This window comes from Nannocystis bainbridge (assembly GCF_028368995.1).
In the GTDB taxonomy this organism is placed as follows: domain Bacteria; phylum Myxococcota_A; class Polyangia; order Nannocystales; family Nannocystaceae; genus Nannocystis; species Nannocystis bainbridge.
In genome coordinates this window covers 2,864,467-2,880,919 of record NZ_JAQNDL010000001.1, presented here as the reverse complement: position 1 = coordinate 2,880,919, position 16,453 = coordinate 2,864,467, and the positions used below count along the sequence as shown (strand labels likewise).

The 16,453-nt window shown below is 69.8% G+C and carries 14 protein-coding genes; 6 read left to right on the top strand and 8 right to left on the bottom strand.

The annotated features are described in order from the left end of the window. Positions 1–77 precede the first annotated feature (77 nt). From POL25_RS11205 to POL25_RS11195, 3 genes are all read left to right on the top strand, one after another. Positions 78–1,064, top strand: coding sequence for a coiled-coil domain-containing protein (locus tag POL25_RS11205; RefSeq protein ID WP_272085951.1), 987 nt, complete (start codon positions 78–80; stop codon positions 1,062–1,064). A gap of 10 nt (positions 1,065–1,074) precedes the next feature. Beyond that, positions 1,075–2,145 (top strand): coiled-coil domain-containing protein, encoded by a 1,071-nt coding sequence (locus tag POL25_RS11200; RefSeq protein WP_272085950.1) that lies wholly within the window; start codon positions 1,075–1,077, stop codon positions 2,143–2,145. A 184-nt stretch (positions 2,146–2,329) separates the two neighbouring features. Next, positions 2,330–3,157, top strand: coding sequence for a hypothetical protein (locus tag POL25_RS11195; RefSeq protein WP_272085949.1), 828 nt, complete (start codon positions 2,330–2,332; stop codon positions 3,155–3,157). 65 nt (positions 3,158–3,222) lie between these two features. Here the strand turns inward: POL25_RS11195 and POL25_RS11190 are convergent, their stop codons facing one another. The 4 genes from POL25_RS11190 to POL25_RS11175 all read right to left on the bottom strand — a co-directional run bounded on the left by POL25_RS11190 (position 3,223) and on the right by POL25_RS11175 (position 9,975). Next, positions 3,223–4,890 carry a golvesin C-terminal-like domain-containing protein gene (locus tag POL25_RS11190; protein ID WP_272085948.1) on the bottom strand — a complete coding sequence of 556 codons (1,668 nt, stop codon included), beginning with the start codon at positions 4,888–4,890 and terminating at the stop codon, positions 3,223–3,225. Positions 4,891–5,396: 506 nt separating this feature from the next. Beyond that, the gene (locus POL25_RS11185; RefSeq protein WP_272085947.1) at positions 5,397–7,094 is read right to left on the bottom strand and encodes a DUF3616 domain-containing protein; all 1,698 of its coding nucleotides are present in this window, start codon (positions 7,092–7,094) and stop codon (positions 5,397–5,399) included. 408 nt (positions 7,095–7,502) lie between these two features. Beyond that, positions 7,503–7,895, bottom strand: a complete 393-nt coding sequence (locus POL25_RS11180; RefSeq protein ID WP_272085946.1) for a hypothetical protein — start codon at positions 7,893–7,895, stop codon at positions 7,503–7,505. A gap of 1,060 nt (positions 7,896–8,955) precedes the next feature. Then, complete coding sequence (locus POL25_RS11175) at positions 8,956–9,975, bottom strand: DUF4215 domain-containing protein (RefSeq protein ID WP_272085945.1); 1,020 nt, start codon at positions 9,973–9,975, stop codon at positions 8,956–8,958. On the opposite strand from POL25_RS11175, the gene POL25_RS11170 reads away from it, so the two are divergent. After that, a complete protein-coding gene (locus POL25_RS11170) occupies positions 9,974–10,183 on the top strand; it encodes a hypothetical protein (RefSeq protein ID WP_272085944.1) in 210 nt (69 codons plus the stop codon). The genes POL25_RS11175 and POL25_RS11170 overlap by 2 nt on opposite strands. Before the next feature lie 377 nt (positions 10,184–10,560). Further along, positions 10,561–11,715: a PQQ-dependent sugar dehydrogenase gene (locus POL25_RS11165; protein ID WP_272085943.1), complete on the top strand. Its 1,155-nt coding sequence runs from the start codon at positions 10,561–10,563 to the stop codon at positions 11,713–11,715. 182 nt (positions 11,716–11,897) lie between these two features. On the opposite strand, the gene POL25_RS11160 is transcribed toward POL25_RS11165, so the two are convergent. The 4 genes from POL25_RS11160 to POL25_RS11145 form a co-directional block, all read right to left on the bottom strand. Continuing rightward, positions 11,898–12,491: a protoglobin domain-containing protein gene (locus POL25_RS11160; RefSeq protein ID WP_272085942.1), complete on the bottom strand. Its 594-nt coding sequence runs from the start codon at positions 12,489–12,491 to the stop codon at positions 11,898–11,900. Positions 12,492–12,614: 123 nt separating this feature from the next. Beyond that, entirely contained in the window at positions 12,615–13,502 is an 888-nt protein-coding gene (locus POL25_RS11155) for an SRPBCC domain-containing protein (RefSeq protein WP_272085941.1), read from the bottom strand. Positions 13,503–14,094: 592 nt separating this feature from the next. After that, positions 14,095–14,688, bottom strand: coding sequence for an alpha-ketoglutarate-dependent dioxygenase AlkB family protein (locus POL25_RS11150; protein ID WP_272085940.1), 594 nt, complete (start codon positions 14,686–14,688; stop codon positions 14,095–14,097). A 120-nt stretch (positions 14,689–14,808) separates the two neighbouring features. Beyond that, positions 14,809–15,582, bottom strand: a complete 774-nt coding sequence (locus POL25_RS11145; RefSeq protein WP_272085939.1) for a DUF72 domain-containing protein — start codon at positions 15,580–15,582, stop codon at positions 14,809–14,811. A 114-nt stretch (positions 15,583–15,696) separates the two neighbouring features. Here POL25_RS11145 and POL25_RS11140 point away from each other — a divergent pair, with 114 nt between their 5' ends. Beyond that, positions 15,697–16,416, top strand: a complete 720-nt coding sequence (locus POL25_RS11140) for a hypothetical protein (protein ID WP_272085938.1) — start codon at positions 15,697–15,699, stop codon at positions 16,414–16,416. The last annotated feature ends 37 nt before the right edge of the window (positions 16,417–16,453 follow it).

The following is a 16,453-nucleotide window of genomic DNA, read 5'->3' as shown; positions in this document are numbered from 1 at the left end:
TGATCTCCGCCAGGCGATGCGGCTCTGGTAGGTTCTCGCATCGCCGCCCTGCTGGGTGCGCAGCCTAGGAGTCGAAAGTGTCGAGTGTGATCGCCCCGAAGTCCCGAGACGAAGTATTGAAGAGCTTCTCGCCGCTGCTGCAGAAACACGCGCAGCAGGCCGCACAGCCGGCCACCAAGGCCGAGGCGGCCGAGCGGGCCAAGCTGCGCGAGGCGGTCGAGCGCGCCGCGCAGTACACCAGCGAGACCATCATCAAGGGGCTCGCGGAGCTGCAGGTCAGCTTCGGCGCCGCGGTCGAGGCGCTGGCCGATCGCTTGGCGTCGGAGGCGACCAAGCTCGACGAGCTGCGCAAGGCGATCGCGGCCGAGGCGGCGCGGGTCGAGGACCTGAAGCACGTGCGGATCGCGGCCGAGGCGCTCGAGATCCTGCATCAGGACGACGCCAAGCGGCTGCAGACGCTGGAGGACAAGTTCGCCGCCGAGGTCCGCGAGCTCGACGAGAAGATCGTCCGGCAGCTCGAAGCGTGGGCCAAGGAGGACGCGGAGAAGACGACGGCGCAGGCCGAGACGGACGCGGCCCGGGCCAAGGAGCGCACGGCGGACGAGGAGAAGTACGCCTACGAGATCGAGCGCCAGCGCCGGTTGGTGGCCGATCAGTTCGCGGAGCAGCGGCGCCTGCTCGAGCGGCAACTGGCAGAGTCGCAGGCGCAGCGCGACAAGAACTGGGAGGCGCGCGAGAAGCTGCTGGCGGCCGCGACGGCCGAGATCGAGGCGCTGCGCGGCAAGACGGCCGGCTACCTCAAGGAGATCGAGGACGCCGGCAAGTCGGTGCGCGAGAAGGTGATCGTCAGGATCAGCGCCGACGCCAAGGTCGACGCCGAGCTGTCGTCGCGCGAGAGCGCGGCCAACATCGAGGTGGGCGAGCTGAAGATCAAGGCGCTCGAGGACCGCATCGACAAGGGGCGGACCCAGCTCGCCGAACTCAACGCGCAGCTGACGGCCGCGCTGGCTCAGACCCAGGGCCTGGCGCAGAAGGCCATCGAGGGCACCTCGGCCAGGAAGTGAGGCGCGCGCCATGAAGACGTTCACCAGCAAGAGCACGAAGCAGGAGATCCTCGAGGGCTATGGCGAGCTGGCCCAGGAGCTGAAGGAGCTGAAGGAGCGCAGCGCGGCCGGCAAGCCGGGCCGCGCTCCGGCCCCCGAGGCCGCCCCGTCCGCACCGTCCGCCCCCGCCGCCGCCCAGGAGAGCACCGCCGTGAATTTCGACGACCTGACCCGCGACCTCGACAGCATCCGCACCCGCTTCGGCGACGCCTCGTCGACGCTGCAGCAACACCTCCTCCGCGAGTCGGGCCGCCTCGAGGGGCTGCGCGCGGACATCACCGGCTACACCGAGCACCTCAAGGCGCTGCACGCGATCGAGGTCGGCGACGACACCACGCGCGAGCTGGTCCGCCGCTACCTCGACACCCAGCGCAGCGCGGACGAGGCGTTCGCGGCCCGCAAGCGCAAGGTCGAGGAGGAGCTCGAGGCGCGCAAGACCGGCTGGCGCAAGCAGCAGGACGAGCGCACGCGCTCGGTCGCCGAGGCCGACGCGGCCGGCAAGCTGGCGCGCACGCGCGAGGCCGAGGAGTACGGCTACGCGACGACGCGCGGGCGCACGGCCGACGCCGACGCGCTGACGCAGGAGAAGAAGCGCCTGCAGGCCGAGCTCGACGGGCTGCAGGAGGTCAAGACGAACCAGTGGAACGAGCGCGAGCAGGCGATCGCGATCCGCGAGCAGGAGTACGCGGAGCTCAAGGCGAAGGCGGTGGCCTATCCGAAGGAGCTCGAGGCGGCCACCAACAAGGCCGAGGCCGAGGGCATGGCGATCGCGCGCCGGCAGTCGAAGATCGCCTCGGACCTGGCCCAGAAGGACTTCGAGGGCCGCAAGAAGGTCCAGGAGCTGAAGATCGGCGAGCTCGAGGCGGCCAGCAAGAAGCAGGACGAGCAGATCCTCGAGCTCTCGAAGCAGCTGGCGACCGCGCTCAAGCAGGCGCAAGACCTGGCGATCAAGGCGATCGACGGCGCCTCCAACTCGACGTCGTTCGCGGCGGTCAAGGAGATCGCGCTCGAGCAGGCGAAGACGTCGCAGAAGTTCAAATAGGCGGCTCGGCGACGGCGTCCTCGCGGCGCCGTCGCCGACCGACGCTTCGATCGTCGGGGATGGGAGCGGCGATTGTCGAGAGGGCATGGCCCGCGGGCGGCCGCGGGCATTTCGTCAGGGACGACGAGCGCCGCGCGTCGGAGGTCCTGGCAATTCCTCGGCACGGCGATTGCTAGGATCGCGCATGCTCTCCCGTCGCGCCCTGCTGCTCCTCGCCGGCCTCGCCGCTTGCCGGCGCGGGCAGATCCTCTCGCACTCGCAGTACGCGGAGGTCGAGCACGAGGCGCCCTACGTGCTGCGATTCACCCGGGGCCGGGGCGGATTGCTGTTCTTCGGCGCGGCGCACATTTATAGCCAGGACGATCGGCAGGTCGCGCAGATCGGGCACCTGTGGGCCGAGTTCGGGCCGACGCGGGCGTTCAACGAGGGCGGCGACCCGCCGGTGCTGGCCTCGATGACGGCAGCGGCGGGGGGATTCGGCGAGTCCGGAGTCGTGCGATTCCTGGCGGCGCGTGACGGGGTGCCGGCCGCGAGCATCGAGCCGTCGATGCCCGCGCAGGTGCAGGCGCTGCGGCGGGCCGGTTTCACCGACGAGCAGATCCTGGTGTTCTTCGCGCTGCGCCAGGTGCCGCAGCACCGCGCGCGCGCCGGCGCGGCGATGGACGAGGCGCGGCTCGCCGAGGTGCTTCAGCACTTTCATGAAACCACCGGCATCACGGACCCGGCGGACCCGGCGGCGCTGGCCGCGGCGGGCGAGCGGCTGTTGCCGCCGCTTCGCAGCTGGAACGAGGTGCCGAGCGAATGGTTCGACCCCGTGTTCGAGCGGACGCCGGCGTTCACCAACGCGGCGAGCCGGCACACCAGCGAGGCCCGCGACGCCTGGGTGGTCGAGCTGCTGTCGGACCGCGTGCGCGCCGGGGAGCGAGTGTTCGCAACCATGGGCGCGAGCCACGTGGTCATGCAGGAGCCGGCGCTGCGGGCCCGGCTCGGGCGACCCGTGAAGATGACCTGAGCGACATGTACGAAAGGCCAGGCGCCCGCGTGGGCACCTGGCCTTCGAGACATGGCTCGAGGATCTCAGCGGACGCGGATGGCGTCGGCGATCACGACGAAGCCCTCGGCGGCCCAGCGGGACACGACGACCTTGTTCCAGCCCTTCTTGAACTTGAACGCGCCGAGCTGGTTCCACTTCTTGCCGTTGACCTGCTGGTTGGCGTTGACGGTGCCGACCTTGGTGCCGGCGCTGTCGAACACCACGAACGGGGCCGCGGTCGAGCGGTTGGTGCCGGAGGTCCACCAGGCGTCGATCGTCTTGGTGGCGTCGGCGGCGAGGTAGAACGAGAACTCGGCGCCGTCGGAGATCGGCGCGGTGTTGGCGAACCAGTAGCCGCTGCCGTAGTAGCCGGGGGTGCTGGCCGTGGAGGTCCAGTTGGCCGACACGGTGATCTTGGCCTTGGCCGGGTCGTTGTTCGAGGCGTTGCTGTCGACGACGATCTCACCCGACGGGACCGGGTTGGGGTTCGGCGCCGGCGGCTGGGCGCCGCAGTACTCGTTGACCTTGCTGATGTAGGAAGTCCACGGCCAGTTCGCGCCCGGGTCGGTGCGGGTCGCCGGCTGCAGCTTGCCGTGCGCGACGATGTGGTACTTGTCGCGGATGACGCCGTGGGCCTTGCTGATGTCGCACGTCAGCTTGGCCGACTGGTTGATCAGGTTCGCGTTCCAGGTCTTCTGGCTGGCGAAGCCGGCGTGCTCGATGCCGACCGTGAAGTTGTTGCAGTTGTAGCCCTCGAGCGCGCACTCCTGCTTGCCGTTGAGGTCGCAGTCGTAAGTCGCGCCGATGTGCCAGGCCTTGTTCGACTCCCGGACGAGCTGGGAGATCTCCGAGCCGTCCTCCTTGACCACGTAGTGGGCGCTGACGCCCGACTGCGAGTTGGCCAGCCAGCCCCAACAGCCGGAGTAGTTGCCCTCGCAGGTGTGGATGATGACCATCTTCACCTTGCCGACGGTGCCCGAGGGGCGAGCGCTGTAGTTGGGCGAGGGGCGCCAGATCGAGCCGCTGTAGTCGGGGCCGGCCGCGAGCGTCGGGTCGCTCGGGCTGGCGAAATCGGGGGTGACGCTGGCCTCGGGGCTCAGCTGGGCCGCGGGCGCGCCGGCGAGGTCGAGCACGGTGATGCCGCCCTGGATCGCGCCGTAGACGTCGTGGTGGATGTAATTGATGAGCGCGTCCTCGACGGCGATGTCGCTCATCGAAGCGATCGCCGGGGCCCACGCGCCGAGGTCGTCGCGGTCGATCTCGAGGTCGTCGGCGTAGCTGCGCAGGACCGCGGCGGCGGCACGGATGTTGCTGCGGCGGTCGGTCTTGACCTCGTCGAGGCTGGCGTCGATGAGCCCGGCGCCGAGGCCGAGGTGCTCGCCACGCAGGGCCATGACGCCGAACGCGGGCTCCTGGCCCTCGAACTCGGCCTCGCCGACGATCATCTGCCACTGCGTCTCGGCGTAGCTGACGGCCTGGAGGATCGGCATCGGCACGCCGAACTCGTCGGCAGCGTCGCGGAACTCGTCGTCGAGCCCGCCGACCTGGGTGCCCGGATCGATCTCGGGGACCTCTTCGTCGCCGGCGGCCTCGTCCCCGGCGGTGGAGTCGGCGCCGACATCAGCGTCGCTGTCGGCGGGCTGGTCGTCGCCGTAACAGGCGGGCACGAGGAGGGCGAGGCTGGTCAGGATGCGGAGCGGGCGGATCGTCATGACAGAACCTTCGAATGCAGCGAGGGGATGCCGGCGCGCGAGGAGCGATACGTCCTCACGCGCAGAGCCGCGAGCGAAACACGTCGCAGCTCCGGGCGGCCGGAAATCGGCCATCACAGGGGCACCATCGTCCTTACGCCGGCTGCTCCGCGGGCGCAAGAGGTTCGCCGCACGCGTCCGCGCTGAAAGGGGCTGCAGGGGGGCCTGGCGGCCCGCCTGGGCGGAGATTCGCCGGCCGTCGCGAGGACCTCACGGGGCGCCGACGCGAAACCGGTGATCGAAACTCGCAGGGTCGTTACTCGGTGGACGCTCCGGCTCGGACGTGCGCTTCGCGCTGTCAGAGCCGCAATCATGACACGCAAGACGCCTCTCGGGCTGCGGGTCTGGACCTGTCTCGAGGGACATGTCGTAGGAGCGATGCCCCAGTCTGCAGACCCGCTCACGTCGTGGGGGCGAGCGCGTACATGGGCCGCGAGAGCTCGGGCGAGGGCGGGGACGGCCGCGAGCTACGGGACGTGGACGATGGCGTCGCTGAAGAATTGGCTCGAGAGCGGATTGTCCTTGCAGATCTTGCCGTCGATCGGGTGCTCGCCCTGGTCGAACACGATCTGCACGTCGTGGGAGCCGGGATAGACGACGACGCTCTCGGGCCCCGAGTTGGTCGGGAACGAGGTGATGTCGTGGACCAGCACCGGCGCCTGGGTGGCGACGCCGCTCCACTTGTAGAGGCGGTACGGCCCGGCGGTGCCGTCCTTCGGCCCCGCGAGGATCAGCATCGCCGCGTGCGCCGGAGACCATGTCATCCCGCGCACGCGCAGGCCGCCGAGGTCGAGCAGGACCGCCTCGCCGAACTGGGCGACGGCGCCGCTCAGCGCGGCGTCGGCGTCGAGCAGGGTGACGAGGATCGCGTCGGTGCCCTGCAGCGGGTTGCGGAAGCCGATCACCAGCTGCTTGGGGCGCTGCGGCGTCGGCAGCCAGGCGAGGCCCTCGATGTTGGCGCCGCCGAGCTTGGGCGCGAGGTCGGCGTCGGTGGTCTTGCTCAGGTTGGTCGCGGCGGCCAGCGTGGCGATCACGCTGGCGTTCGGCGTCAGCCAGTTGGCGGCCTTGACCATGTCGTCGAGCAGCTTCGAGGTGTAGCCGACGGTCGAGAGCGACACGTTCGGCGCGGCGCCGGCGACGTCGAAGGCGAAGAACCGATAGCGCATGCGCTCGAGCTTGCCGCTCTTGTTGCGCCCGTGCGAGCTGACGACGTAGATCCGGTCGCCGATCCGCGCCGCGTCCTCGAGGTCGGCCTCGTCGGAGCTCGACAGCCCGATGCTCGCCGAGACGTCGATCGTCCTGGCGGCGTTGGCGTCGGCGCCGCGCCGGTAGACGCGCAGGCCCTGATTCTCGTCGTTGCCGTCGAGGAAGTAGGTGCCGTCGAGGGCGACGGCGAACGAGCCGTCGCAGCTCTGCTTGTAATTGCCGGGCGTCGGGTCGAGCGCGCCGTCGGTGTCGCCGGCGTCGGCCTCGTGCCAGGTCACGGTCAGCCTGGGGCGCTTGGCCCTGGTGCCGTACTCGCTGGCTCGGAACTCGAGGCGATTGCTGGTACCCGCGCCGTCGAGGAAGAAGCCGCGGTTGCTGGCGGGGCTCTCGACCCATTGCTGGACCAGCGCGACGCCGGCGGCGTTGAGCGAGAAAGTGACGGCGCCGGTGTCGGCCGCCGAGAACGAGCCGAGAGCGACGCTCCCGCGGTCAGCGGCGCCGTGGCCGCCCGCAGTCTGCCAGTTGCTGCCGGTGTTCCACACCTTCCAGGTCGCGTTCGCCTCGTTCCACGCGCGCCTGGCCTCGTACAGCGAGAAGACCTCCGGGCTCTTGTCGGAGATCTCGAGCGTGATGGTGACGGACTCGACGACGGCGGTGGTCGGGATCGCGGCGCTCAGATCCCACGACAGCAGGGCGACGAGCTCGGTGTCGGCCTCGACCGAAAGCGCGGTGTCGGTGCCGTGCGTGGCGCTCGGCGAGTCGCCGTCGAGCATCGTGTCGCGGGTGCCGGCGTAGCTGCTGGTCGGGGCCTGGCCGTCCTGAAAGCTGACGCTCACCGGGCCGCCGGCGCGGGCGAGCACGGCGTCGTCGTCGCCGTCCTCGCAGCCGGTGAGCATGAACGCGAGCGCGCCGCTGGCGACGAACGAGAGGACAGAGTGAATGCAGCGAGGATGATGCATGAGAGAATCGACCACCGGGCCGGACAGGCCGGCGCGGCGAGCATCATAAGGATCTCGCGTGAAGAATGCGGTGACATGTCGGTCACAGCGCAGCGGCGCCGCGTCACGGCGAGGTGAGCAGGTCGTCACGCGCCCTGGTGGGCGAGTGCGTCCTCGTGGTCGCGCTCGCGGGGGCATGAGGGTCGGCGAGGCCGAGGCTCACAGCCAGGCCGGGCCGCGCAGCAGCGCCAAACTGACGTGAGCGCGCGACGAACCGCGTCGTGATCAGTTCGGCCTCGAGGCGCTACCAGGCCTCTTGGAGGCTGGGCTCGCTGTTCGCGCGCGACGGCCTGGACGAGCGGTGCGATGGGCCTCGGTGAGCGAATTCGCCGGCACCCGTGCCGCATCTCGAGCCCGGGACGCTCCGGTCTAAGCTTGCTGTTTTGTGTTTAGATGTTTTAATAAGTTCTCCAGATCCTCTTGGAGATCCTTGTTGGTGGTTAATATATCTTTGATCGTATCTTCTATCGATTGCCTGAGTTCTTGCGGGTCGCCGAGGTTTGCTAGTCCGAGGGTAACCACGTTTTGAAAACAATGGACGATTTTTCTTAATTCATCCAGGAGTTTACTGGCGCCTTGGAGGCTGGTGACCTCTTTCATGAGAGATAGGAGTTCCGAAATGTGAGACTCCAGGTGTCGGAGTACATCTGGCACTGCGCCGCCGACCGCTGTCGTGGATAGACGCTCCAGGGCGTCAAGGAGTTTTTGAGCCTTCGCGATGATGGTATCGATGAGTGCTTGTGCGTCGATTCGTGACTCCATTGTTCTCTCCTCTTGAGATTCGGTCTGGAATGCGTGGGTGGGCTACGTACGGTGTGGTTAGCGGACCGACCCGGGGAGCGGGTCGCCGGGTGCCCCGGTGAGCGCACTCGCTGGCTTTGAGACCTTGGTGGCGCGCGCTACGTGGAAGGTCCCGCGTTGGCATGAAGGTGCTCCCGAACCGCGCGCCAGCGGGACTCCTCCGGTGTCGTGTGCTCTGTCTGCACCTACTGCGCCTATTTGGGGCATTTTTGGGGTTGTACACATTTGCCCGACTGGTTCCGGACAAACCCCGACTTGCAGAAGCAGGCGCTCACGCATTGCTGAGTGCATGGCCCCGGATTTAGAGCTTTACACGTGGGGGGGCACGCTGAACCACATTCTTTGTACTCCTCATTTTTTCCACAAGCCGGCGTTGCGCCCGCGGCAACAGCCAGGTCCAAGCCCGCCCCGACGTCCAGCACTGCGGGCGAGACGCGTTCCTCGCCGAAAGCGCGGGGGGCGGGGCCGTGCGGGCCGGTTTCGTGCACCGACAGCGCCGAGTCGAGGGTCTGGGCGGGTGCGCCGTACGCCGGCATCAGGAACAGCGAGCTGGATGCGAGCAGCAGGGAAACGATCAGAGTCTTGCAGAAAAGTGGCATGTTCTCTCTTTGGTCTCGGGCCCGCACAGAGGGTCGCCCACGGGCAGAATGAATGTCAAGAGGGCGGCGGATGCCTCAAGGTAGCGAAGCCCCTGGTCACCGAGCCGTGGGTCGTGGCGTCGCGCTTGGGGTTGAGCTGGCTCCCGCCTTCTGGAAGCAGACCCCGACCACGAGGACACTCAGCAGCGTCTCGCCGCCAACATCTCCCGCGCCGTCACGCTCGCCGACCACGCCCCGCCGGTGTAGTCCGAGCGCGGCCGTCCCGTCACGACGCGGTTCATCGTACGGATACAACTGACGCCGTGGCCGACCAACCACGCGAGCGAGCGCAGCGGGGCGATGTCGGCGAGGTAGAGCCCCGCTATCGTCTGGATGTTCGAGAGGATATGTCTATAAAGACATGTCCTCGCGGATATTTCGAATCACTGGCAGGTGATCGAGGAGATCTGGGTGCCGTCGTTGCACTGGTGGTAGTTCAGCGCCCCGTTGAGCCAGTTGCCGTCCTGCCAGTCGCACCAGTGCCACGCGACCTCGTCGTAGCCGGTGCAGCCGAACAGCCGGCCTTGCGGCGGGTCGCACGGGCGGCTGCCGTAGCCGACCTGGCCGCTCCAGCCGGAGAAGCCGAGCTGGACGCACCAGGCGTTGAAGTCGTTGCCGCCGTGCTGCGCGGGCACGCCGTTCTCGACGGTGCCGTACTTGATGAACGGGTTGTTGCAGGTCTTGTTGCCGTTCGACACGCTCTCGCAGCGGGTGAACTGCTGGTTGGTGCCGTTCTGCGGGCACCAGCCGGTGGTGAAGTTGCCGCCGCACTGGGGCGCCTCGACCTGGCACGAGGCGCTGCAGCCGTCGCCGCCGTTGGCGTTGCCGTCGTCGCACTGCTCGACGCCGGCGTGGATGAAGGTGTCGCCGCAGACGGCCGCCTGGCAATTGATGCAGGCGTCGGTGTTGTCGGCGTTGCCGTCGTCGCAGGCCTCGCCGACCTGGACCACGAGGTCGCCGCAGGTGGCGGCGATGCAGGCGTTGGAGCAGGCGTCGTTGTCGACGGCGTTGCCGTCGTCGCACGCCTCGCCGGGGCCGAGCGAGCCGTCGCCGCACTTCTGCAGGGTGCAGTTCGCCTTGCAAGTGGCGGTGTCGGCGTTCTCCGCCCCGTTGTCGCACTCCTCCATGCCGGCCAGCATGCCGTCGCCGCACACGGCCTCGGACTCCGGGACGCACAGGTCGTCCTCGCAGGCGAGGCCGGGGTCGCAGGTGGCGTCGTCGTTGCAGGGGCAGAACAGGCTGCCGTCGGGACAGCCGCCGGTGCCGGCGCTGGCCGTGGCCTCGGTGGTGCCGGTGGTGCCGGTGACGGGCTCGTCGGTGTCGGCGTCGGTGGTGGCGTCGGTGGTAGTGACGGGTTCGCCGGTGACCTCGCTGCCGCTGGACGGGCTGGAGGTCGAGCCCATGCCGTCAGTCGCAGGCATCGACGAGGCCATCGACATCGAACCCGACACCTGGGCGCTGGTGAAGCCGGTGCTCTGGGGGTCCTCGCCGCTGGCACAGGCGGTCGCCCCGAAGACGCACAGAACCAAGTTCAAGGGCCGAAATGCGCGCGTCACGACGATCGACGGTAGGGCGGAGCGCGAGCGAGGTCAACGTGAGGCGCGCGCTTGAAGTCGAGCGCGAGCGCGAAGCCGACCGCGCGCACGGGGGAGGATGTCCCGAAGGACAGGTCGTGCGTGCGCCCGCAGGCGCTCGTCCGACGCAGACCGGGGAGCGTCAAAGGGGCCGTTCGCGCGGCGCTGGGGGGTGTTCGGGGGCAGACGCGGGCGCGGGGGCCGAGACGTCGCCGTCGAGCAGGGGCTCAGGCCGGGACGGGGGATCTCGGCTGCGAGAGTCCGGCTCTCGCGTGCGCGCGGGGCCCGGGCGACCGCAGCGCGTGCACCGCGGCCGCACGCGAGCCCCGCGGCGAGCGCGAGGAACCGGGCCTGCCCCCGTACGAGGGGCTCGCGCTTGCCGGTCGGGCGGCATCTCCAATGCTCGCTTTGCCGATGTCTCTCACGCGCCGCTCGCTCGCCGTCCTCACGCTGCTCGTCGCCTGCAACGCCACGCAAAGCGACCTCACCGACGCGCCGACGCCGGCCGAGACCGCGGAGTTCCGCGTCGAGGAATTCGCGGTCGGCCTCGACCGTCCGTGGGCGCTCGAGTTCCTGCCGGACGGGCGCATCCTGCTGACCGAAAGGCCAGGTCGATTGCGGATCGTCGGGCTCGACGGGGCGCTGTCGGAGCCGCTGGCGAACGTGCCGGAGGTGTACGCCCAGGACCAGGGCGGGCTGCTCGACGTGGCGCTGGCCCACGACTTCGCGAATTCGAGCCGGATCTACCTGAGCTTCGCGGAGCCGCGCGAGGGCGGGTCGGGCACCAGCGTGGCCGCGGCGACGCTCGTGCTCGAGGGGACGCCGCGGCTCGAGGATGTGTCGGTGATCTTCCGCCAGCTGCCGACGTTCGCCAACGGCAAGCACTTCGGCTCGCGGATCGCGGTGGCGGACGACGGGGCGCTGTTCGTCGGCCTCGGCGAGCGCTTCACCGACGAGACCCGCGAGCAGGCCCAGACGCTCGACAATCACCTCGGGAAGGTGGTCCGGATCCGCGGCGACGGCTCGGTCCCGGACGACAACCCGTTCGTCGACGAGCCGGGCGCGCTGCCGGAGATCTGGTCGATCGGCCACCGCAACATCCAGTCGGCGGCGATCCACCCGGAGACCCGCGCGCTGTGGACGGTGGAGCACGGACCGAAAGGCGGCGACGAGGTCAACCTGCCCGAGGCGGGCAAGAACTACGGGTGGCCGCGCGTCAGCTACGGGGTCGATTACGACGGCTCGCCGGTCGGCAACGGCGAGTCGAGCGCGCCCGAATTCGTGGAGCCGAAGTACTACTGGGTGCCGTCGATCGCGCCGAGCGGGGCGATGTTCTACACAGGCGCGGCGTTCCCGGCCTGGCAAGGCGACCTGTTCGTGGGGGCGCTGGTCGAGGAGCACCTGAGCCGCCTCGAGCTCGAGGACGGCCGCGTGGTCGGCGAAGAGCGCCTGCTGGGCGACCTGGGCCAGCGCATCCGCGATGTGGCGCAAGGGCCCGACGGGCTGGTCTATGTGCTGACGGACAAGGAGAACGCGAAGATCCTCCGGCTGGCGCCGAAGAGCGAGTGAGCGGCTCGCCCCCATGCGCTGAATGGCTCCGCGTATTCGTGTCGCGAATCGACCCAGACACGCCTGCTGTCGTTATGGTCCTGGCCTGTGGGCGAATGCACCGTTCGTCGCACTCGCCCGAAAGTCGGGGAGCAGGCGGCGCGGCCTAATCCTACGTGTCGCATCGCCGATGCGCGAGCGGATCAGAACACCGAGGCGGCGACGTAGGGCTCGCTCCACAGCGTGACTTGCAGCGTCACGGCCTTGAACCACGCGGCGTGCATCGCCTCGACGTCGGCGGCGCTGTGGCCCTTGTTGGCCAGGAAAGGCTTGATGGTGGCGGTGATCGGGACGATGAAGGCGATGAGGTAGCGGAGGTGGATCTGCGGCGCGGCCGAGTTCACCGCGTCGGTGCGGTTCTTCTTGGCGGCGGTGTGGCGCAGGCCGATCTCGTGCTGGTAATCGAGCCAGGCGCGGTCGTACTGGGCGGCGCAGGTGTCCCGGATCCACTGGCCGAAGCGCAGGCGCACGCGGCCGAGGTACTGCGGGTCGGGCCGGCCGTCGGCGCCGCTGAAGTAGTGGACGAGGTGCGGGTGGGCGCCGACGAAGCCGTACCAGACGTCGAGGATCGCTTCGATCTGCTCGCCGAGCACGTCACCGGCCATGCGCAGGGAGCGGAGGTCGTCCTCGCCGAGCAGCACGGTCTGCTTGAGCAGCGCGAACTCGGCGTCGGTGACGGGGGAAGGCGCGACCTGCGGGGTGCCGTAGGTATAACCGGGGATCGAAGTCTGGCTCATGCTCGGTCGATATGTCCGAGTTCGTCGACGGCGAACATCCGACCAAGGTCGGGTGCTCGCGCGCGGGCGGTCCGGCAATTACCGAGAGCGATTTCTTGCGGTGATCCGCCGCGTGACGCGTCGTCAGCCATCGTCGGGGCGCAGGTCGAGCCTGGCCTGGGCGGTCGCGGGATCGTAGGGGAGCGAGACGTGTTGATGGACGAGCTGCCACGCGCCGCCCACTCGTTTGAACACCCGGGTGCCGCGCGACCAGCTCTCGACCGGCGGTTGGCCCGGCTGCTGGGTCTGCACGCGATCGAGGCCCCAAGTGACGGCGAGGTCGCCGGACACGTGGATCTGCAGGTCCGGCACGTCCCAGCGCAGGTCGCCCTCAGTCGCCTCGAAGCCGCGCCGGCACACCTCGCGCACCGCGTCGGCGCCGACGACCTGCAGCGGGGCCGCGTGCTCGTAGGAGACGACGCCGCGGGCGATCGGGGTCATCGAGGCTTCGAGGTCGCGGGCCGCGGTGGCGCGCCACCACGCCTCGAACAGCGCGCGCAGCTCGGCCGCGGTGCCGAGGTGGCCGACCAGGTGACGCGCGAGCTTGGTGAAGCAGCCGGACCAGCCCTCGGCGTTGCCGTCGCGCCGCTCCGCCGATTCGAAGCCGGTCTGGTGAAAGCGCATCTGCGTGGTCCCGCCGAGCTCGGTGAGCCCGAGGGTCACGGTGGTCTCGGGACCCGCGCTCTGCTCGCTGACCTGTGTCAACGTGAACGACAGCCGATCGGGCCGCGAGACCTCGATGAAACGGCCGTGCTCGCTGTACCGCGCGCCACGGTCGGAGCGGTAGTCGACGCGCCAGGCGCCGCCGGGGGTCGCGTCGACCTCGCTGTCGGTGGTGGTGTAGCCCGGAGGCGCGAACCATTCGCGCAGGTTCTCGGCGCGGGTCCAGTTCTCGAACACCAGCTCACGCGGGGCGTCGAACACGCGCACGATCTCGATCTCTCGGTCCTGAGAATCATCCGGTCGGGTCATGGTGCTAGGCTTTCTGCCGGCGCTCGGGCCATTCGTCCAGCCGAGCGCCCGGGCGATTCCACAACTGCCGGTAATTCGCCAGGAAGCGGGCAGAGGCTCGCGCCAGATCTGGCCCGGCCGTCGCGGCGCGTCGCACTCGCGCAGGACGAGGTCGGCGAGCTCAAGCACGCGGAGGTGCTGTCTGGCGTGATTCGGAAGCGGAAGGCTGGGCGCGTCGATGCGGCCCGGGCAGCGCGTGGGCGCGGGGTTCGCTGGCCCTTGGCGGCGCAGCGGTGGGGTCCGCGAGCGTCAGGCGATGCGGAGGAAGCGGCGAGCTCGGCCGCGTTCAGCAGAGGCACCCGCACTCACGCTCGCGGGCACGAGCTCGCGGCGACGGGCCCTGCGAGGCGTACGTACCTCGCAGGGCCGTCCGCGAGACCGGCGGGGCGCACGAGGCGGCGCATGAGACATGTCCCGATGATCATGTCGATCGGCCTTTGGTCTGGCACCGACCTTGCGGCGCGGGGTATGTGACGTGTCCTATCGAACACGTCTATCGAGACATGTTCAGAGAGACATGTTCAGAGAGACATGTTCAGAGAGACATTACGGCTCACGACGCGCGCACGTGGCGGAAGGTGACGTTGAAGCGGGACTCGGTCACGCCGCGCCGGCGCGGCAGGGCGTGCTTGTAAAATTGCTGGGTGGTGCCGCGCATGACCAGCAGGCTGCCGGACGCGAGCAGGACCTCGTGTTCGATGTCCTGCTGCTTGTGGCGCAGCTGGAACGGCCGCGCCGCGCCGAGGCTGAGGCTGGCGATCGCCGAGCCGGGGGCGAGGTCGCTGACCTTGTCGGCGTGCCAGCCGATGTAGTCGTCGCCGTCGCGGTAGAGGTTGACGAGGGCGTAGTTGAAGGGGTGACCGCAGAGGTCGGCGATCCGGTCGCGGGCGGCGCGGAGGTGCGGCGGCCACGGGTGGGTGGTGCGGTCGACGCCGGCGTAGCGGTAGTGCAGGCCGTCGTCGCCGAAGGCGCACACGAGCCGCGGCGAATCGAGGGTCTTGCCGTACATGCGCACGCGGTCGCGGTCGAAGCGGTCCTGGACCTGCGCCAGCTCGGCGAGCAGGGCCGACCGCGGACCCGGGTCGAGGAACCCGGGGTCGTACTCGACGATCGCGCCGTCAGCGTCGGCGATGATGATCTGGCTCATGGGACATGTCCTCGGGGGCAGAGGATACGCGCGCGGCGACGCGGCCATCGTACGCGTCGCACGGGCCGGTGGACAGGTCGAGCCGAGAAAGAACGCGCATGCCCGGGTCCGCGGTCGCGCTCAGCCGGGCGTGACGTCGCGCGCTTCGGGGGTGCGGGTGCGGTGGCGGCCGGCTGTGTCGGCGAGGCGGCCGAAGCGGGCCGCGTTGGCGACGGCGCACGCGCGTGGGTCATTGTTAAAAAACACGAAGACGTCGCGGCGGTCGGCGTAGAGCTGGGAGATCCGCACGATCCACGAGGACAGCGCGCCGTCGCCGTAGCAGGGGCGCGGGGCGGCGGTGCCGCGGTGCAGGCGGACGTAGCCCCAGTCGGCGGTGCGCTCGAGCGGGCCCTGCGGGCGACCGTCGACGTCGGTGAAGCACAGCGCGACGTCATGGCGGCGCAGCGCGGCGTAGGTATCGGCGGTGAACCACGACGGGTGTCGCAGCTCGAGCGCGAGGCGGTGGTCGTCGGGCCACACGGCGAGCAGGTGGGCGAGGCGGTCGGGGTCGCAGGCCATCGTCGCCGGCAGCTGGACCAGCACCGGGCCGAGCTTGGCGCCGAGGCGACGGGCGGCAGCGAGCAAGCGCGCGACCGGCTGCTCGGGGTCGCGGAGCCGCTTCATGTGCGAGAGGTAGCGGCTGGCCTTGGTGGCGAACACGAAGTCGGCGGGCGTGTCGCGGGCCCAGGCGGCGAAGGTGTCGCCGGCGGGCAGGCGATAAAAACTGCTGTTGAGCTCGACCGTGCGGAACGCAGCCGCGTAGTGCGAGAGCCATAGCCGCGCAGGCGAGCGTTCGGGGTAGAAGCGGCCGCGCCAATCGTCGTATTGCCAGCCCGAGGTGCCGATCCACAACACGCGACCGGGCCTGGTGGCACGGGTCGCGCGGGCGGCAAGGCGAAGTGATTGCGCGCCGGCATCGCGGCCCAGTTCGGTTGTCGCCGGCCCCGTGTTTGCTATCTCGAGCTCGTGATGGCGCGTGGTCTCTCGCTCGGGTTCGTCGCGTTCGTGCTGGTCGCCTGCCAGCGCGAGCCGCCGGTGCTGTCGGAGCGGCAGGCCGATCCGTTCGCGGTGGTGGCGGCGCTCGACACCCGCGCGTCGTCCTACAAAGATCCGCGGCCGCCGACGACCTCGCCGCCGCCGGGCATGAACCCGCGGACGCCGCGGCCGGCGATCGACGCCCGGGAGATCGAGATCAGCGGTCGCACGCGCGTCGAGGCGGTCGACCGGCTGTTCTTCCGCGTGCCCGTGGAGTGGCTGGCGGCCCCCGGCGCCGGGCCCAATGGGGGGCCGGGGTTCACGCTGTCGGGGCCCGGCGGCGACGCGCACCTCGAGGTCTCGCGCTTCGCCGCGGCGGGGGTCGAGCCGACGGCGTACGTGCGCCAGTGGCAGGCGCAGTTCGTCACGGCCTCGGGGGCGCCCTTGGCAGATGAGCAGGTGCGCGTGCAGGAGATGGTCCGCGGGCCGCTCGCGGTGACGCTGGCCGACATGGCGGGGACCTACGCGGCCCCGGTCGCGGGGGCCGAGAACGAGCGCTACGACGACCCCAACTACCGGATGATGGCGGCGATCGTCGAGCACCAGGGCGAGACCTATTTTTTCAAGGTGGTCGGGCCGGCGTTGACGATGGCGATCTGGGAGCACCCGATCGCCGACTTCGCGGCCTCGTTCGCGCCGCAGTACCAGCCGTGAGCGCGAGCGCGAGCGCCCGCGCGGGGGACGGCCGGTG